Source organism: Pantoea sp. X-Soil-TKNS-1211, assembly GCF_059730495.1.
Genome location: NZ_AP035953.1, coordinates 438292 through 457594, shown reverse-complemented (window position 1 = coordinate 457594; position 19303 = coordinate 438292). Strand labels below are relative to the sequence as shown.

The window sequence follows — 19303 nt, the reverse complement described above, 5'->3', positions numbered from 1 at the left end:
GCGGCGAGGGAGGCTGGCGCGAGGCCCGGGATTGCAAAGGGTGCGGCCAGGCACCCTTTGCTCGGTCGCCGCACCGGCGAGCTGAAACTGCATCAGCCCGAGGCGAACGAAACCCGCTCAGTTGAACATCGGTTATCGCAGATTTAAGACGCGATCTCTTCATCCGCCTGCGCGGCCAACAAATCCAACAACTTATTCACCGCAAAACCCGCCGCGCCCTGCGCCCACATCCGATTAGATTCAGTAAGGAACTGCAACGGCGTCATATGCGGCGTCAATTTCAGCCGATAGTTCTGGAAACTCTGGGTGATATGGTCCAGCAGGATCCGCGACGCCATCTGTGGCTCCATCGCCAGATAGACCACGTCCGGGTCGTAGGCAATCGACAGGTTCGCCAGCGACATGCCCAACTGATGTCCGGCTTCCGCCAACGCACTCAACACTTCCGGTGTCGGGCGCATATCGAGGTCGCGCAGCGCCTGCGGCACCTCATCTTTCAGCGTGGCAGCCACCCGGTGCAGAATCGCCTGCGATGAGGCAACATCTTCCAGCAGGCGTTCGGAGCCATCACCCAGCAGGGCATTACCAATCTCCCCCGCTTTGCCATGACGCCCACGATAGAGCTGGCGATCGAGCAGAATCCCGGCACCAATCCCTTTACCAAAGGTGGCGATAATCGCCGATTGCGCATGGCCGAGTTGACCAAATACCAGCGCCGCCATGGCTAACGCGTTGGCGTCGTTTTCGATAAATACCGGCAGCGAGAAGCGTTCTTCCAGCAGTCGGGCAATCGGGACATTGTCCCAGTCCAGCACCCGCGAACGAACGCAATAGCCATTACTGGCGTCCACCAGGCCGGAGAGCGCCAGGCCAATCGCGCCCACTTTCTTGCCCTCAACACCACGCAGAAATTTCGCCAGAGCATCACCCAACTGTTTGGGCGTCATCGCGCCGGAAGGCATCTGCTGCTCACCGATAATGTTGCCGCCAAGGTCCGTCAGTACGATCAGATTGCGTTCAGCATTGAGCTGGATACCCACCACGCTGGCGTGGTCAGGATTGAGACCGAGCAGGGTTTTCGGGCGTCCCATCGAGACACGTCGCAGCCCCAGCTCCTGCACAATGCCGCCCGTCAGCAGGCGATTGGTCGCCTGCGAGACCGTTGACATGCTCAGGCCGCTGCGCACTTTAAGATCGGACTGGCTGATGGGTGCATTTTCGACAATCAGTCGCAGAATACGGGCGGTTACGTTCGGAGCGATCATGGTTCTCTTTATCAGCAGAATGAAAAGGTTATGCGGGTTGGCTCTGGCTGAATTGGCTGGCGAGCCGAATTGCGCCACTCAGCGCGTCCCCCTGCGGCGGCACCAGCAGGGCCGCGATCTCCGCCGGAAGCCAGGGTTGAATCGGCTTAGCTAAGCCGCCCATCAGCGCCAGATTACCGTGGCTGCGTGCCAGCAGCGGCTGCACCATTTGTGCAATATCGGCGGCGGTTTGCTGAATCAGCGCCGTGCCATGCACATCATCCGCCTGCGCGGCAGCGAAAACCTCCGGTACTACCTGCCCCCAGTCAGCTGGTGTTGCCTGACGTGACCAGATTAGCATCTGTTCCGGACTGTTGTGGTAATGCGCCATGAGGCGTTGTGTCAGCGCCGAGGCGGGTACAATGCCTTCGTGTGCCAACAACGCCAGCCGGAGTGCGCGCTGGCCCAGTACCGCACCCGAACCCGCATCGGATAGCGCAAAGCCCCAACCGCCGAGTAGCGTAAACTGCGTGCCGTCCCATGCCGCGCCCTGGCTGCCGGTGCCAGTGATAAATACCGCACCTGGCGCGCCATTATGCGCACCGGCACAGGCGATTTCGACATCGGTGAAAACATAGCGCGCCAGACAAACCGGCTGCCAGCTCTCCAGTCGCGCCTTAACAGACGCCACATTGGCTCCAGCCAGCCCCGCCACCAGCACCGTTCGCGCCCGCACAGCCGTAGGTAATGCGGCTTGCGTGAAAAGATCGTCAATCACCCGGTCGATAGCGTCAATCGCTGCGTCAAACTGAGACCAGACATTAGCTGGCCCACCGCGCGCTTCCGCCAGCAACTGCCCCTGAGCGTCGGTGAGACGTCCACGACAGTGCGTACCACCACCATCAATACCCAGCATCAGTGACTGCACGCGCTTCCTCCTGCTTTGCACCGCACGGAATGACTCTTTATAGATGTGCGAAAGATAGGGTAAAAAAACTTAAATCGCAATAACAAATAAATATGGAAGCCAAATCATCAAATAAAAATGATAAAAATCATATAAATAACAAAATAACACATTTATCACGCCAGGATATACATTGACATTAGTTTTTCTGCCGTAATAAGTTAGCGGTCAGATTATCAGCAGCCTGATGGGTCGGGCGGCTAACAGGCAACGGGCTTCAGGGGTACAACATGAAAGTGGGCATTATTGGTCTTGGCTTTCGTCTTTCCCATGTGGTGAAAGAGTTCAGCAAAGCCGATACAGAGTTCTCCGTCGTAGGTTATGTCGATCCAGCTCCGGCGGGTTTACCTAATCTTCACACCTTCGGTATCGATCCCGGCAAGGCATTCGACAGCATCGACGCACTGCTGAGTCATGGTGGCTTTGATCTGCTGCTGGTCGGTTCGCCGAACTTTATGCACCTTGAGCATATTCGCCAGGGGCTGGCTGCGGGTTATACCGTCTTCACTGAGAAGCCGGTAGTGATCAACGAAGAACAGACCATGGCGATGGCTCAGCTGGTGCAGCAGTACGGTCACGAACGCATTTTGGTGGGCCTGGTGCTGCGCTACTCACCGCTGTATCACGATCTGCTGGCAGCGCGTGATGACAAACGTCTCGGCGAAATCACCTCCATCGAAGCCACTGAACATATCAAGCCGTACCACGGCGCCTTCTTCCAGCGTGACTGGCGTCGCCTGGAGAAATACGCCGGTCCCTACATTCTGGAAAAATGCTGCCACGATATCGATCTGTATCAGGGACTGATGGGGGAGCGTCCGGTGCGCGTCGCCAGCTTTGGCGGCCGTAAATCCTTTACCCCGCAACACGCGCCGCAGGGTGCCGTTACCGCGGATTCCGAGCTGTATCACGTCAAGCCGAGCGGCTGGTCAAGTACCGACGCGGTGTTTGATAGCGACGCCGATATCGTCGATTACCAGACCGCACTGATTGAATACGCCGGTGGTGCCACCCTCGCCTTTCACGCCAACCTCAACGTGCCGGATGAGTTCCGTCGTTTCTGTGTGATGGGCACCGACGGCATGGCGGAAGGCGACTTTGTACGCAACTACTTCCGCGTGCATAACGCCCGAACCGGAGAACGCGAAGTGGACACGGTCTACAGTGGCAACGCTTACGATGGTCACTATGGCGCTGATGCGTTGATGGCCGAAGAAATTGTGAAACACATTAAACAGGGAACGCCGCTGAAGGTCACGGTGGTGGACGCGCTGGAAGCGGGACTCACCGCGATAAAAATCGATGAAGCGCGAAAATCGAAAACCGTGGTGGATATGACAGAAAGCTGGAAACAATTTGACGCCAGCCTGGGGAAAACAGCGGCCGTCTGACGGCCACTGCTCGCGATCGCCGCCCCCCGGATCGCGAGCTTTGTCATGGCAGTACGGACTGGCAATACCCTTAACCGGCCTGTTGGCCGGTTTTTGTTGCCTGCGGCACCATAGCTTCATTCTCCAGCCGCTGACGTTTACGCAGATGCGGGAAAAGAGTCATCCAAATCGCCACCACCACCAGCGTACCAATGCCACCCAGCGCCGCAGCAGGCACCGCGCCCAGCCACGCCGCCAGCATGCCGGATTCAAACTCGCCCAATTGGTTGGAGGTATTAATAAAGATGGCGTTTACTGCGTTGACGCGGCCACGCATATCGTCCGGGGTATCCAGCTGTACCAGCGCACCGCGAATCACCATGCTGACCATATCAAATGCCCCAAGTGCCGCCAGCGCCAGCAGCGACAGCCACAACTGACTGGAGAGCGCGAAGATCAGCGTCGCTACGCCAAAACCGGCCACTGCGCCAAACATGATCATCCCGACGTGCTTTTCCAGCTTGTGGCGACTCAGCCATACGCCAACCACCAACGCGCCCACCGACGGCGCACCACGTAACATCCCCAGTCCCCAGGGACCGGTGTGCAGAATGTCTTTGGCGAAGATCGGTAACAACGCAGTTGCACCACCCAGCAATACCGCAAACAAATCGAGCGAAATCACCCCCAACACATCCTTGCGCTCACGAATGAAATGCACACCGGCAAACAGGTTGGTGAGGTTCATCGGCAAACGTGTCTGCGGCGGGCGTTCATAGCGGATACGACTGACCAGCAGCAGCGAGAACAGATAGAACAACGCGGAGACGCCGTATACGACATCCGGCCCGGCCACGTATAGCAAGCCACCGAGCGTTGGCCCGATGATCACCGCCGCCTGGCCGCCAACCGCGTTAGCCGCTGTGGCGCGTGCCAGAATCTGTGGTGGCACCAGCGCGGGTAGCATCGAAGATAACGCGGGCCACTCCAGCGCTTTCGCCACGGCAATCAGAAATACCAGGCTCCAGATCGCGGTTTTATCCGCCCAGTTGAACAACGTCAGTGCTACTAACGCCAGCAACGCTCCCCATTCGACCAGTTGCCCCAGCAGCACAATACGCCGCCGATCAAACTGATCCGCCAGATGCCCGGCAGGTAACGCCAGCAATACCGACGGCAGAAACTGCATCAGACCGATCATTCCCAACGCCATTGCGCTGTTGGTCAGCGAGTAGATTTGCCAGCTAACGGCAACAGAAAACATCTGAAAACCAAATGAGGAACAGGTGCGTGCCAGCCAGAAGGCGACAAACGACCGGTGCCGCAGCAGCGAGCTATCCGCTGCCGATGTCAGTGAAGCCATATATATCCCATCCTGAATTGTGGTTCCGGTGAGCGTCGTTGCGCCAACCCTTATGAAAAACCCCGGTAAGGTTTTCCTTATCTTTTTTTTCAGGCAACAGAGTGCGGGATTTTTTCGCCACAGGCAACGGCAAGGCGTGCGCTTTAAAAACAATTGGTTATATTAAAAATGTCCACGCATAGAACTCTGAATATTAGCAGGCTTATTTTTTATTAGTGAAATAGAGTAAATCACCAGACAGCAACAATAAGGCGTTAATTAATGTATTAATAATACCTAATATCACTATATCAGAGACAGATAAAAAGAGTGATTTTCACGAAGGAAACGTTTTATATTAGAAAACGGATAACAGCAGCAGTCGCACCATTTTTATTATAAATAAACCCTTCCAGTTAATTAATATATTTATAGAGATAAATGGAAAACAGTTCATACAACCCTTATGTTACCGAGCGCATCCGTCACTTTGATGGCCGGATAACGGGCGTTTGCTATTCATCACCCTTTATAAATTGCGGGCAGAATGGCTATACCTCACTTAACGATCGCAACATAGTTTCCTTACATAACCAATTCTTTGATGAAACAGCATTAATAATTACCCCTTTACAAGGAAATAGGCTTACGGATTTTTTACAGGCACCGGATAATTATTCCTGGCTGCGGTCTGACAATGTCCGTCTGGCAATCAACTATGCGGCATTACATCAGGCAGGTTCAGCATTAACGTCACTGGCAGCAGATTTTCACTTCTGGTTGTATGACCTGGCACCACCAGGCACACAATGGCGAAATATTGAGACATTTCCTCTCAGTGGCATTGTTCTTACGGGTGATTTTTTTAACGAAAATTATCTCAAGTTCAGCTTTCCTTTCCTGCTCTCTGCCTTCCGGGAAAGAGGGGCTGAGGTGATATTACGCACTCCGGCTTTAACACTGACGGATGAGTGCTATGCTCGATTACATATCAGTGGCTGGCAAGAACAACGCACCAGCAGCGATTTACTTGAAGTGTAAACGGTTACACAAAATAGCGCACTCTATCAAAACAGCCCGATTAATTCGGGCATGTTACCGGTAATGCCCTTATAAAATGTTGTGTCATTCCCCCTTCCAAAGTCCAAAGCGCTAAAAAGATCAAACCTGTTAACGTTTTTAAGATAAAATTTAACGCAAAGGGATCATCAGACGTCACGGAAGCGTTTTGGAGAGAACATTTACATCACCTCGTACCTTATATCGGGATACGACGCAACGCGTTGTTTCCTTTAGTTTATGGCGAAAAAAGAGGTCAACATTATGGGGAAAAATTCCTCATCTTTTGGCGTAATTCGTTTCCTGACAGTGCTGTTCGCACTACTGACAGGGGCGTTTATGCTGATTGGCGGCGCGTGGTTAGCCGCCATTGGAGGTTCCTGGTACTACGTAATTGGCGGTGTGATTATGTTAATCACCGCTATTCTGCTGTGGCGTCGTAGCGGTTCAGCATTGGTGTTGTACGCCCTGCTGCTGCTGGCTACGCTGGTGTGGGGCGTATGGGAAGTCGGTTTCGACTTCTGGGCGCTGGCACCGCGTACCGACGTGCTGGTGATTTTTGGCGTCTGGCTGGTGTTGCCGTTTGTCTATCGCAAACTTAACAACGCCGGAAAAGGTGCACTGGGCATTATGGGCATCGCTCTGGTAGCCAGTGCCATGGTGTTGGCGTGGGCAGTTTTCCACGATCCGCAGGAGCTGAATGGCACCCTGCCAGCCACCGCAGCCAATGCCCCGCAGGCACAACCGCTGAGTAACATCGCCGATGGCGACTGGCCTGCTTACGCGCGTGACCAGCAAGGCACTCGCTTCTCACCACTGAAGCAAATCAACGCGGATAACGTGAAAGATCTGCAAGTTGCCTGGCAGTTCCAGACGGGTGACCTGAAGACGCCGAACGATCCGGGTGAAATCACTGATGAAGTGACCCCGATTAAAATCCGCGACACCCTGTATCTCTGCTCACCGCACCAAATCCTGTTCGCATTGGATGCGAAAACCGGTAAGCAGAAGTGGAAATTTGATCCCGGTCTGAAGCCAAACCCGACCTTCCAGCACGTAACCTGCCGTGGTGTTTCTTACCATGAGGTTCCGGCCGCTGCTGATGCGTCCAACACCCAGCCTGCGCTGTGCTCACGCCGTATTTACCTGCCGGTAAACGACGGTCGTCTGTTCGCGCTGGATGCAGAAACCGGTGAGCGTTGTGCCTCTTTCGGCAACAACGGCGAGCTGGATCTGCAACACAAACAGCCGGTGCTGACCCCGGGCCAGTATGAGCCGACTTCACCACCCATCATCACCGATACCACCATCATCATTGCCGGTGCGGTGACCGATAATTACTCCACCCGTGAGCCGTCTGGTGCCATCCGTGGTTTTGACGTCAACACCGGTAAACTGCTGTGGGTCTTCGATCCGGGCGCGAAAGATCCTAACGCGATTCCTGATGATGAACACACCTTCACCATGAACTCGCCGAACTCCTGGGCACCGGCAGTGTACGATCCGAAACTGGATATCGTTTACCTGCCAATGGGCGTGTCTACCCCGGATATCTGGGGCGGTAACCGCACACCAGACCAGGAGCGTTATGCGAGCAGCGTACTGGCGCTGAACGCCACTACCGGCAAGCTGGTGTGGTCGTATCAGACCGTGCATCACGATCTGTGGGATATGGACCTGCCGTCACAGCCGACGCTGGCCGATATCACCGACAAAGATGGCAACACCGTACCGGTGATTTATGCCCCGGCGAAAACCGGTAACATCTTTGTGCTGGATCGTCGCACCGGTAAGCCAGTGGTTCCGGCGCCGGAAACCCCGGTTCCGCAGGGCGCAGCGAAAGGTGACCACGTTTCCCCGACCCAGCCTTATTCAGAACTGACCTTCCGTCCGAAGCAGAATCTGACTGATAAGGATATGTGGGGCGCAACCATGTACGACCAACTGGTGTGCCGCGTGATCTTCAAGCGTCTGCGCTATGACGGTCCGTTCACCCCGCCGTCTGAGCAGGGTACGCTGGTGTTCCCGGGCAACCTCGGTATGTTTGAATGGGGCGGTATTGCGGTCGATCCGCATCGCCAGATCGCGATCGCTAACCCGATGGCGCTGCCGTTCGTCTCCAAACTGATTCCGCGCGGTCCGGGCAACCCGATCGAGCCGCCGAAAGGCGCGGAAGGCGGTTCTGGTACTGAATCTGGTGTCCAGCCGCAGTACGGCGTGCCGTATGGCGTGGAACTGAACGCGTTCCTGTCACCGTTTGGTCTGCCGTGTAAACAACCGGCGTGGGGCTATGTCTCTGCCGTTGACCTGAAAACCAACGAAACCGTGTGGAAAAAACGCATTGGTACGGTTCGCGATAGCGCGCCGGTTCCGCTGCCGTTCAAGATGGGTATGCCGATGCTCGGCGGTCCAATCACCACAGCCGGTAACGTGTTCTTCATCGGTGCGACCGCAGATAACTACCTGCGTGCCTTCAGTACCAACACCGGTGAAATGCTGTGGCAGGCGCGTCTGCCAGCAGGCGGCCAGGCAACGCCGATGACCTATGAAGTGGATGGCAAGCAGTACGTTGTCATCGCTGCGGGTGGTCACGGTTCGTTTGGTACCAAGCTGGGCGACTACGTGATTGCCTATGCACTGCCGGATGAGAAATAGCTATAAATAAAGCGGACTTAGGTCCGCTTTTTTATATCAGCGTCCGTAGCGGCGCGATTTATCGCGCAGGTTTTACCAGTGCCGAGCACAGAATTGCGCGATAAATCGCGCCGCTACGAATCAATGCTTCCGCAGCACCCGCGCATTCAGCACCGCACACAACGCCATGATAACGCAAGTTGCCAGAAACACCGGACGCATGCCGAACGCGCCGCCGACAAAGCCCCCAAACAGCGGACCGCTGACCTGGCCGACATACTGCGCTGAAGTCGAGTACCCCAGCATTTTTCCCACCTGTGTTTGTGGCACATTATGGCGAATCAACGCCGTGACGCACGGCATCAACCCACCCAAGGCCATCCCCATCAGGAAACGCAGCACCACCAGTTGCCAGGCGGCGGTAATAAACGCCTGGGGAATCAGCAGCAGCGCACAGGCTATCAGACCGAAAACCAGCACCCGGCCATGACCGATACGATCCGCCAGCCGCCCGAGACGCGGGGCAGAAAGAATACTGCCGAGAGCCGCCGCCGCCATCACCAGACCGGCGGTGACGGTAATTGCATGATCGCCGCTGACAAATTGCCCGACATACAACGTGATAATCGGCTCAATCGACATATTGGCAAAAATCAGCAACATGCCAGATAGCCACATTAAACGGACCACCGGCAGGTTCACCGCTTTCTCCTCGACGCTGCTGCTCTGCACCGCTTTTTTTGCCTGGCGCGGCGCTTCTTTCAGTAAAAAAGTGGTGGCGAGAAAAGCGAGAAAAATCACCGCACCGGTCAGCCAGAAAGTATGACGAATGCCGATCAACGGCGGCAGCACACCACCCAGCAATGGCCCCACCACGTTGCCCGCCATAATGCCGGACGACAGCATTCCCAGCGCCCAGCCGGTCTGTTCTTTTGGCGTTTGCGCCGCCACCAGGATGGTGGAGCCAGAGGCATAGCCGCCCAGCAAACCCGCCAGCAGACGCAATGCCACCAGTTGCCACGGAGCGGTCGCCATCCCAATCAGCGACATGGCGATCGCCATCCCCAGGCTGGCGCGAATTAGCATCAATTTGCGGCCATAGCGATCCGCCAGCTTGCCCCACAGTGGCGCGGTCAGTGCGGCGCTGAGGAAGGTTGCGCCATATGCCGCCCCCGACCAGCGCGCAATCGCCGCCGGCTCCTGCACCCCGAGCTGCTGCACATACAGCGGCAAAAACGGCAGCAGCAGCGTCATCGCTACGATGGTACTGAAGGAACCAAGTACGCAAACAAACAAATTGCGTTTCCAGTGTTGCTGTTCGGACGCTAACGCCGTTGGAGGTTGCTGCATGATCATATCCCTGTATTAAGCTGATATTCAGGCTAACAGCAGCATTCGGTGGAAAACAGATCGGCAGGGATATTTGCCATGCAGCACGCTATTGTTGCCAAAATGCAACAATCAGTTCTCACCCAATGCGGTGATCAGCGCATCGCACAGCAAAGTTACCGGCGAGGAAGGCTCTGGCTGGGCTTTCAGCAGCAGATAACTGTGCAGACGATCCATTTGCCACTCCGGCAGCACCTGCACAATCTCCCCGCGTACCAGCGCCTCACGTGTCATATAGGCAGGCAGATAGGCAATCCCGGTTCCTGCCAGTGCTGCGTTAAGCAGCGCCATGCTGTTATTGGCACGGAAGCGGCTGCGCACATCCAGCGCCAGACGTTGTTTATCACGGCGAAACGGCAACGCGGCGGTATGAGCCGGGCCGTGGAACAGCAGCAAATCGTGGCGCGTGAGTCTTTCGGGATGCTCAATGACCGGATGCGCAGCCAGATAATCCGGGGCCGCGTATAAGCCCCAGTCGATGGTATTCAATTCCCGATAATCAGGGGTTTCCGGCGCGCGTGCACGAATCACGATCGCCACATCCACGCCGCTGTCCAGGTCCTCGCTGACGCGATCGGTCAGTTCGAGATCAACATTGATATGAATATGGCGGCGAATAAAACTGTTCAGCGTCGGCACCACGCACTGGCAACCAAAGGTCACTGGTGCCTGCAAACGTACATTGCCGGTCGGCAGCTGATGTACCTGCTGCACAAAGGCATCAGCACGATGCATCTCATCAATCAGGCGGGTGCAGAAAGGATAATAAGCCTGCCCGAGTTCCGTCAGCGCCACCTTTCGCGTGGTGCGCTGCAATAATTTGATGCCGAGACGCACTTCGAGCCGGGCAATTTCACGGCTGACATAGGATTTTGATACGCCAAGGGTGCGAGCAGCTTCGCTGAAACTTTGCCGTTCAACCACGCGCGCAAACAACATCATGGCGGTGAGATTGTCGCTGTTGTCCATTGTCCATAACCGGCAGAGTAAGGGAGAACAGCAGCTTAAAAGGATTGATGCGGAATAGCACCTGATTTCCCGCGACGACGTAACAACGGGAAATCAGGTTAGCGACTCAACTGGCCACCGCCAGCGGAAACAGCAGACGATCCGGTTCAACGCGGCGCTGACGACGCAGCTGACCCGGTGTGACGCGAAAATAGTTTTTAAACGTGCGGGTATAAGCCTGCTGCGTGTCGAAGCCGTAGCTCATCGCCACTTGCAGGATCGCCTCATCACTGTTCAGCAGCGTCAACGCAGACTCCGTCAACCGGCGCTGGCGAATGTACTCAGCCAGTGAAAATCCGGTGTGCTGACGAAACAGACGTTGCAGATGCCAGCGGGAATACCCGGAACGGCGTGCGACCTCATCCAGATGCAAATCGTGTCCTAAGTTGTCTTCTATCCAGTCCAGCAAACTGCGGATAAATTGACTCTGATTCATGGCTCCTCCTGATACGACGTGATGTCCAGTAAAGCCACTTTAGCGCGTTAAATTTATCCCTTAATTAGCGGAAAATTAGCGCAGAATTAGCAAAGGGGAAAACGGGTGTAATTCTGCGCTAATTTTACGGCGCTACACTTTGTGCATACATTGGGGAGGACATCATGCGTGTGCTGCTGGTTGAAGATGATGAAATGATTGGCGCTAACTTGCAGCAGGCGCTGGAAGCCGCGGGCTGGTCGGTGGACTGGGTGCGGGATGGGGTGTTTGCTACCAATGCCTGGAGCGAAGGCGGCTACAGCTGCGTGTTGCTCGACCTGGGTTTACCGCGTGAAGATGGCATCCATGTGCTGCGTCGCGCCCGCACCCGTGGCGATATGACGCCGGTGCTGGTGCTCACCGCGCGTGATACCGTTGCCCAACGTGTCCAGGGTCTCGACAGTGGTGCCGATGATTACCTGCTCAAACCCTTTGATCTGCAAGAGGTACTGGCACGAATGCGAGCAATTACCCGACGTCGTCACGGTGCGGCGGATTCCCTGTTAGGCAGCGGCGACGTACAGCTCGATATGATGACGCGTGAAGTACTGTACAAAGGGCAGCGCGAGCAGCTTACCGCGCGTGAATACGCCCTGCTGTATGCGCTGCTGGAGCGTCCGGGAGCCATTCTGTCGCGCGAACAACTGGAAAACCGCATCTACGGCTGGGGCGAAGAAGTCACCAGCAATGCGGTTGATGTCTTAATTCACGGCATGCGCCGCAAGCTGGATAATGAAGTAATTCGCAACGTGCGCGGCCTGGGGTGGCGAGTCCCTGCAATATGAAACCCTTCACCTTTATGCGTTCCTTACGTAATAAACTGCTGACCACCCTGCTGGTGATGCATCTGGCGATGATCGGCGGCGTCACCTCCTATTTTTATAGCTGCTACGGCGACATGATCGGCAATATGAAAGACGATCAGCTGGCGAAGATCGCTGATGCCTGGGCCAGCAGCAAACGCATCCCTGCCCTGATGCCGCTGATGCTCAACGCCGACAAGCTCAAAAGCGCCTATGTCGTTCAACTGTGGGATGATAATGACCAGTTGCGTGCCAGTTCCTGGCCGGAGCTAAATGCGCCGTTGCAAACGAAAAAAGGCTGGAGTGACGTGAAGATCGGCGATTGTGAAGATTGCGACTGGCGTGTCTTCAATCGCCCCGGTGAACCCGGCAGTGAAATCGCTGCCATTCAGGTGCTCTACAACATCGGTTATATGAAAAGCGTGATGGTGAAACGTGCGCTATCCGCCATTATCCCGTTGATTTTAATGATGCCACTCTCCCTGCTGGTGATCTGGCTGGTGGTACGTGCCATTACGCGAGATTTGCGCGTGGCATCGCGCCAGATTGCTGCCCAGGAGACGCTGCATCCCGATAGCGTACCGCCGGATGGCCTGCCAGACGAAATCCTGCCGCTGGTGGCGGCTTATAACTCGCTGCTCGATAAACTGCGTGCCGCCTGGTCGTCGCAGCGGCAGTTCCTCGAAGATGCCGCACACGAACTGCGCACGCCGGTCACTGCCGTGACGCTGCAACTGGAGAATCTGCGCCAACATATTCAACCAGGCGAGGCCAGCCGTCAGTTTGATCAGCTGGAAGCGGGCGTTACGCGTACGCGCCATCTGGTGACGCAACTGCTGAATATTTCGCGCCAGGAAGATCAGTCGGTGGTCGCCACCGTAGAAAATATTGAGCTGGAAGATCTGCTGAAAGAGAGCATCGAACAGTTGATGGTGGTGGCCGACAAGCGCGGTATCGATATCGGTTTTAACGGCACCACCCACTACCGTATCCAGGCCAGCCGTTCCGATTTACGCAGCCTGTTTGACAACCTGATCGGCAATGCCATGCTGCATACCCCCGAGGGGAGTTTGGTGGATGTGCTGCTGCATCGCGTCGGCAATCACACCGTAGTGGACATTGTTGATAACGGACCGGGGATGCCGGAAGGCTTTATTGAACGCGCGTTTGACCGCTTTACCCGCTCGCCCAATGTGCAGGCGCAGGGCAGCGGCCTTGGGCTGTCGATTGTGCGCAGCGTGGCGCAAAAGCACCGTATGCAGGTGGCGCTGTCGAACTGCCACAATCCGCAAGGTCAGATTTGCGGTTTGCAGGTGCGAGTCACCTTACCTTAACCCCCTCACCTTCCGGTAGCGGCGCGATTTATCGCGCTGTTACGGGCAAAAAGATGCGCGATGAATCGCGCCGCTACATCCGATTCCCCCATAGCATTTTGCGACGCGTCGCGACAACGTAAACGGTTGCGGGGTTCCGTTCGATTCATGACATTTATGTGACATAACTCACATTTTTAATGAATGGAATTGCAACATTTTTTGACAAACGTGATCAAAATCTATTTTCTATCGAACTGTTACAGGCACCCTACGCGAGCTTTAAAAACCGGCGGCTCAGACCGGCTTAAAACAATTCACCGCCCACCCCTGGGATCGACTGACACCGATCGCGCTTTTTTGCGACGATCACGAGCATGTGGTTAACGATAATGAAATATAAAGCATTGATAGCAGGGGCCTTACTGGCCAGCAGCTGGACCGGCGCAACACAAGCAGCAGACAGCAATCCGCAATACCTTTCCGACTGGTGGCATCAGAGCGTCAACGTCGTCGGCAGCTACCACACCCGTTTCGGACCACAGTTTAATAACGACGTGTATCTGGAATACGAAGCCTTTGCCAAAAAGGACTGGTTTGATTTCTACGGCTACGCCGACCTGACCAACTTCTTCGGTCTGGGCAACAGCAACGCTAACGGTATTTTCGACCACGGTTCGCCGCTGTTCATGGAAATTGAGCCGCGTTTCTCCATCGATAAGCTGACCGGCACCAGCCTGGCATTCGGTCCGTTTAAAGAGTGGTACTTCGCCAACAACTACATCTACGACATGGGCCGCAATGCGTCGCAGCGCCAGAACACCTGGTATATGGGTCTCGGCACTGACATCGACACCCATTCTGATGTGGGCCTGTCACTGAACGTGTATGCGAAATACCAGTGGCAGAACTACGGTGCCGCCAACGAAAACAGCTGGGATGGTTATCGCTTCAAAGTGAAATACTTTGTGCCGATTACCGATCTGTGGGGCGGTAAGCTGAGCTATATCGGCTTCACCAACTTTGACTGGGGTTCCGATCTGCGTGACGAAACCGGTCCATCGCGTACCAGCAACTCGATTGCGTCCAGCCACATTCTGTCGCTGAACTACGACCACTGGCACGTTTCTACCGTGGCGCGTTATTTCCACAATGGTGGACAGTGGGCTGATGGCCAGGAGCTGAACTTCGGCAATGGTCCGTTTGAAGTGAAATCAACCGGCTGGGGTTACTACCTGGTGGTGGGTTACAACTTCTAAACCAGTTAAGCTTCTATACGTAGCGGCGCGATTCATCGCGCAATGTTTTTCGGCACAGCGCACGGAATTGCGCGAAAAATCGCGCCGCTACGGGTTACCTTGGCTTATACGCATTCACCATCCACGGCACGCCGAACTTATCGGTAAACATGCCAAAGCCGTTAGCCCAGAACGTCGGCTCCCAGCTTTTCGTCACCTGACCACCTTCCGACAACGCATCAAACCAACGCTTGCCCTGCGATTCATCCGGCGTGGAAAGGCTCACCGCGAAGCCGCTGTAATGCGCCTCGCGATTACCATCACTCAACATAATTTCGCCCTGGCCGATGCGCAGATGCGCGTGCATGATATGTTCCGGCGGGAAAGTCATACCGGATGGGCAACCGTCCATTGACTCTGTTTCTGGCATATCGCCAAAGGTCATTTTAAAGAGCAACTCGCCGTCAGTCGCCTCAAGGTAGAATGCGATGGCCTCTTCGCAGCGACCGTCATAAAACAAATAAGGTGTAATTTGCATGGTCTGTTCTCCACAGTGAACGCCCGATGCCAAGTGTAGTGGCTGCCAGCAAAACAGGACGCGAGCCGGGCCGCACTCTTACCTTTGTTGACAATAGCGACGGAACAACTGCGCCATATAGGCGCTCATCGGTGTCAACGCTGTGTCCTTACGTTGAATCAGATAAAAGTTCGCTTTGGGCAGCGGATCATCCAGCTCCAGCGCTACCAGCTGGCCGCCGTGGGTCGGGTCTTCAATCACATCACGCGAGATAATGCTGACGAAATCGGTCTTTGCCACCAGGCTGGTACAGGCCATAAACGTTTCGCAGGTGACGACGATTTTCGGTGCCATGCCACGTTCACCGAACATATCGTGCAGCAACCGATAATAGCTGCCCTGCGGCGTCGGCATGGTCCAGTCGCAATGCTGCAACTCAGCCAGCGAGCGTGCATGGGCCATCGGATGCCCTTTCCGCACCACCACCTGATAATCACGCTCCATCAGTCGTTCGTAGGTCAGCTCCTGATCGAGATGGCTTTGGTCGTAGGTATTGATGGTGAAATCCAGCTCTCCCTGGCGCAGCTCATGCACCATCGCCACCAACTGGCCTTCGACGATGCGCACCTTCACCAACGGGTATTCACGGTGAAAATGATTGATCACCTGTGGCATCACGGTACGCGCGATGCTGCCGCCGACGCCAATATTCACCCTGCCGCCCGCCAGCCCGAGTCGCTGGTGGATATCCTCCTGCGCGACACGCAGCTCCTCCAGCACCAGGCTGGCATGACGGAAAAAGTTATCACCGATATCGGTCAGGGTGACGCCCTGATGGCGTCGTTCAAATAACCGCGCACCAAGCACCAATTCCAGTTCCTGGATCGACTTAGTCAGCGCAGGCTGTGACACACCTGACAGGCGGCTGGCAGCGCGGATACTGCCCTGGCGGGCCACAGCGACAAAGGCACGTAGCTGATGCAGTTTTAAGTTAGCAGGCATAGTTACTCAGTGATAACCATTGTTTATCAGGCACAAGATATTCGCATCTTATGCATGCCAATACCATTGTGTAGATTCGGGATAATGCATAAAAAACCAACATTAAGGATAAACCGATGAAAACCCTTTCCGACCGCGTCAGTGCGCTGGTGCCGCAGATGCAAAACTGGCGGCGCGATCTGCATCAATTTGCGGAATCGGGCTGGCTGGAATTTCGTACCGCCACCCTTGTCGCCGAGGAACTGCATCGTCTTGGTTATCAACTGCAACTGGGCCGTGAAGTGGTTGATGCTGGAGCGCGTATGGGGCTGCCCTCTGCTGAGGTACTGGCGGCACAAGAAGCACGCGCCCTGGCGCAAGGGGCACTGCCGCAGTGGCTCAGTCACTTCTCTGGCGGCTTCTGCGGCATTGTTGCCACCCTGGCAACCGGTCGCCCTGGCCCAGTGATGGGCTTTCGCGTCGATATGGATGCGCTCGACCTCAATGAAAGCAGCGCCGCCGATCATCTGCCGCAACGCGAGGGCTTTACCTCCTGCAATGCGGGCATGATGCACGCCTGCGGTCATGACGGTCACACCACTATCGGCCTCGGACTCGCCAACGTGCTGATGACGATGAAAGACCAGTTGAGCGGCACCATCAAACTGATTTTCCAGCCCGCCGAAGAGGGTGTGCGCGGCGCAAAAGCGATGGTTGCTGCGGGCGTGGTGGATGATGTGGATCTGTTCACCGCGATCCATCTCGGCACAGGTGTGCCTGCTGGCGAAATCGTTTGCGGCAGCGACAGCTTCCTCGCCACCACCAAACTCGACGTGCAGTTCACCGGCGTCGGTGCGCATGCGGGTGGTCGCCCGGAAGAGGGGCGCAACGCCTTACTGGCCGCCGCCCAGGCCACGCTGGCGCTGCATAATCTGCCGCAACATAGCGGTGGCGTGGCGCGCGTTAACGTCGGCGTATTGCAGGCGGGGACCGGGCGCAACGTGGTGGCAGACACCGCGCTGATGAAGGTGGAGACGCGCGGCGTCAGCAACCAGGTGAACGACGATATTTATCAGCAGGCGTTACGCGTGATCGCCGGTGCCGCAGCGATGTATGGCGTTGAATCCGAGGTCAAACTGATGGGCGGCGCGCGCAGTTGCACGCCGAGCCAGCCGTGGGTGGCGTTTATCCACCAGCAGGCGGAAGCGCTGGGGCTGTTCAATTCGGTGGTCGATACCAAAAAACAGGCCGCCGGTTCCGAAGACGCCACCTATATGCTGGAGCGCGTACAACAGCGCGGCGGTCAGGCATCCTACGTAATTTTCGGTTGCGAGCTGGCAGCAGGCCACCACAACGCGAAGTTCGATTTCGATGAAGGCATCATGGCGGTCGCGGTACAAACCCTCGCCACGCTGGCGCTGAATCAGGCGCAGTTCGGAGGTCAGTCATGAGCCACCATGACTTTATCGACCACTACATCAATCAGCATCAGGCACGCTTCAGCGCCATCAGCGACGCTATCTGGGATGTGCCCGAAACCCGTTTCGAAGAGACGCAATCTTCGGCGTTACTGGCCGATGCGCTGGAGCAGGAAGGCTTCAGCGTGGCACGCGGTGTGGGCGGTATTGAAACCGCTTTTATCGCCAGCATCGGCAGCGGTAAGCCGGTGATCGCCATCCTGGGCGAGTTCGATGCCCTGGCCGGACTGAGCCAAAAAGCCGCCTGTGCCGAGCCGCAGCCGCTGGTGGAGAATGGTAACGGCCACGGTTGCGGCCACAACCTGCTGGGCACGGCGGGGATGGCTGCCGCCTTCGCCATCAAAGCCTGGTGGGCAGATCACGGCCAACGCGGCACCCTGCGGTTTTACGGCTGCCCCGGCGAAGAAGGCGGTTCCGGAAAAACTTATATGGTGCGCGAAGGATTGTTTGACGATGTTGATGCGGCGGTGACCTGGCACCCGGAAGGCTTCAGCGGCATGTTTAACCTCAGCACCCTGGCCAATATCCAGGCGGCCTTTCACTTCAAAGGGGTGGCGGCACACGCGGCCAATTCGCCGCATCTGGGACGCAGCGCCCTCGACGCCGTCACGCTGATGAACACCGGCGCGAACTTTCTGCGCGAACATATCGTACAGGAGGCGCGCGTGCATTATGCCGTCACCAACACCGGTGGCGTGTCACCCAACGTGGTGCAAGCCGATGCCGAAGTGTTGTACCTGATTCGCGCGCCGCAGCTTGACCAGGCTCAGGATATTTATCAGCGGGTGATCAATATCGCCAAAGGTGCAGCGCTGATGACCGACACGCAAATGACGGTACGCTTTGATAAAGCCTGCTCCAACTACGTGCCGAACCGCGCGCTGGAAGCGGTGATGGAAGGCTACCTGCATCAGTTTGGCCTGCCGGATTACAGCGACGAGGAGCGTGCCTTTGCCACGCAGATTCGTGCCACCTTAACCAAAGACGATCTGCGCAATGCCCGACTCAACGCGGCGCGTACCGGCGGTGAAGCCGGGGTCGCATGGAGCGAAGCGCTGGGTGACAAAGTGCTGATGGACGCCGTCGCCCCTTATGCGGTGACGCGCGAGCTGCTGTACGGCTCCACCGACGTCGGCGATGTCAGTTGGGTCACCCCTACCGCGCAGTGCTTCGCCCCCTGCTTTGCCTTCGGTACGCCGCTGCATACCTGGCAGTTGGTGGCGCAGGGTCGCACCGCCATCGCCCATAAAGGGATGTGCCTCGCGGCAAAAGTACTGGCCGCTACCGCGCTGACGCTACTGACCGATGATGCCGCGCTGGGACGCTGCCGCGACGAGTTCACCCGCGTGCGCAGCGATCAACCTTATCAATGCCCAATTCCGCCCGATGTCAAACCGTCGAAGCTGACATCCTGATAACAAACCCGCGCCCACGCAGGCGCGGGAAGTCGTACCCAAAACAATAAAAGTTTTACGCAAACACACT

General features: G+C 56.2%; 16 protein-coding genes. 8 read left to right on the top strand and 8 right to left on the bottom strand.

Features of this window, described 5'->3' with window-relative positions; genetic code table 11:
• Positions 1–143: 143 nt before the first annotated feature.
• Complete coding sequence (locus tag AC6I8W_RS01995; RefSeq protein ID WP_480367565.1) at positions 144–1265, bottom strand: ROK family transcriptional regulator; 1122 nt, start codon at positions 1263–1265, stop codon at positions 144–146.
• Positions 1266–1293: 28 nt separating this feature from the next.
• A complete protein-coding gene (locus AC6I8W_RS01990) occupies positions 1294–2160 on the bottom strand; it encodes a glucosamine kinase nucleotide-binding domain-containing protein (protein ID WP_497838088.1) in 867 nt (288 codons plus the stop codon).
• Between the two features lie 281 nt (positions 2161–2441).
• Between AC6I8W_RS01990 and AC6I8W_RS01985 the strand changes: the two genes are divergently transcribed.
• On the top strand, positions 2442–3602 hold the full coding sequence (locus tag AC6I8W_RS01985; protein ID WP_497836766.1) for a Gfo/Idh/MocA family protein: 1161 nt from the start codon (positions 2442–2444) through the stop codon (positions 3600–3602).
• 70 nt (positions 3603–3672) lie between these two features.
• Here AC6I8W_RS01985 and AC6I8W_RS01980 read toward each other — a convergent pair whose 3' ends face one another.
• Positions 3673–4944 carry an MFS transporter gene (locus AC6I8W_RS01980; protein ID WP_497836765.1) on the bottom strand — a complete coding sequence of 424 codons (1272 nt, stop codon included), beginning with the start codon at positions 4942–4944 and terminating at the stop codon, positions 3673–3675.
• Positions 4945–5364: 420 nt separating this feature from the next.
• Here AC6I8W_RS01980 and AC6I8W_RS01975 point away from each other — a divergent pair, with 420 nt between their 5' ends.
• Entirely contained in the window at positions 5365–5964 is a 600-nt protein-coding gene (locus tag AC6I8W_RS01975) for a hypothetical protein (protein ID WP_497836764.1), read from the top strand.
• A gap of 282 nt (positions 5965–6246) precedes the next feature.
• A complete protein-coding gene (locus tag AC6I8W_RS01970; protein ID WP_497836763.1) occupies positions 6247–8637 on the top strand; it encodes a glucose/quinate/shikimate family membrane-bound PQQ-dependent dehydrogenase in 2391 nt (796 codons plus the stop codon).
• A 120-nt stretch (positions 8638–8757) separates the two neighbouring features.
• Here the strand turns inward: AC6I8W_RS01970 and AC6I8W_RS01965 are convergent, their stop codons facing one another.
• The 3 genes from AC6I8W_RS01965 to AC6I8W_RS01955 all read right to left on the bottom strand — a co-directional run bounded on the left by AC6I8W_RS01965 (position 8758) and on the right by AC6I8W_RS01955 (position 11449).
• Positions 8758–9966 (bottom strand): MFS transporter, encoded by a 1209-nt coding sequence (locus tag AC6I8W_RS01965; protein WP_497836762.1) that lies wholly within the window; start codon positions 9964–9966, stop codon positions 8758–8760.
• A 111-nt stretch (positions 9967–10077) separates the two neighbouring features.
• Entirely contained in the window at positions 10078–10974 is an 897-nt protein-coding gene (locus tag AC6I8W_RS01960) for a LysR family transcriptional regulator (protein WP_497836761.1), read from the bottom strand.
• 106 nt (positions 10975–11080) lie between these two features.
• Positions 11081–11449 (bottom strand): helix-turn-helix domain-containing protein, encoded by a 369-nt coding sequence (locus tag AC6I8W_RS01955; protein WP_013507554.1) that lies wholly within the window; start codon positions 11447–11449, stop codon positions 11081–11083.
• Positions 11450–11613: 164 nt separating this feature from the next.
• Here AC6I8W_RS01955 and AC6I8W_RS01950 point away from each other — a divergent pair, with 164 nt between their 5' ends.
• The 3 genes from AC6I8W_RS01950 (at position 11614) to AC6I8W_RS01940 (ending at position 14863) form a co-directional block, all read left to right on the top strand.
• Positions 11614–12273 carry a response regulator gene (locus AC6I8W_RS01950; protein WP_497836760.1) on the top strand — a complete coding sequence of 220 codons (660 nt, stop codon included), beginning with the start codon at positions 11614–11616 and terminating at the stop codon, positions 12271–12273.
• On the top strand, positions 12270–13625 hold the full coding sequence (locus AC6I8W_RS01945) for a sensor histidine kinase (protein WP_497836759.1): 1356 nt from the start codon (positions 12270–12272) through the stop codon (positions 13623–13625). Before AC6I8W_RS01950 ends, AC6I8W_RS01945 begins: the two co-directional genes overlap by 4 nt.
• 371 nt (positions 13626–13996) lie before the next feature.
• The gene (locus AC6I8W_RS01940; protein ID WP_036626344.1) at positions 13997–14863 is read left to right on the top strand and encodes a nucleoside-specific channel-forming protein Tsx; all 867 of its coding nucleotides are present in this window, start codon (positions 13997–13999) and stop codon (positions 14861–14863) included.
• Between the two features lie 94 nt (positions 14864–14957).
• Here AC6I8W_RS01940 and yjdN read toward each other — a convergent pair whose 3' ends face one another.
• Both yjdN and AC6I8W_RS01930 read right to left on the bottom strand, forming a co-directional pair.
• Entirely contained in the window at positions 14958–15380 is a 423-nt protein-coding gene (gene yjdN, locus AC6I8W_RS01935; protein WP_497836758.1) for a VOC family metalloprotein YjdN, read from the bottom strand.
• Positions 15381–15458: 78 nt separating this feature from the next.
• Positions 15459–16361 carry a LysR family transcriptional regulator gene (locus tag AC6I8W_RS01930; RefSeq protein ID WP_497836757.1) on the bottom strand — a complete coding sequence of 301 codons (903 nt, stop codon included), beginning with the start codon at positions 16359–16361 and terminating at the stop codon, positions 15459–15461.
• Positions 16362–16477: 116 nt separating this feature from the next.
• Between AC6I8W_RS01930 and AC6I8W_RS01925 the strand changes: the two genes are divergently transcribed.
• Together AC6I8W_RS01925 and AC6I8W_RS01920 are read left to right on the top strand one after the other, a co-directional pair.
• Positions 16478–17791 carry an amidohydrolase gene (locus tag AC6I8W_RS01925; RefSeq protein ID WP_497836756.1) on the top strand — a complete coding sequence of 438 codons (1314 nt, stop codon included), beginning with the start codon at positions 16478–16480 and terminating at the stop codon, positions 17789–17791.
• Positions 17788–19233 (top strand): M20 family metallopeptidase, encoded by a 1446-nt coding sequence (locus AC6I8W_RS01920; RefSeq protein ID WP_497836755.1) that lies wholly within the window; start codon positions 17788–17790, stop codon positions 19231–19233. Before AC6I8W_RS01925 ends, AC6I8W_RS01920 begins: the two co-directional genes overlap by 4 nt.
• The last annotated feature ends 70 nt before the right edge of the window (positions 19234–19303 follow it).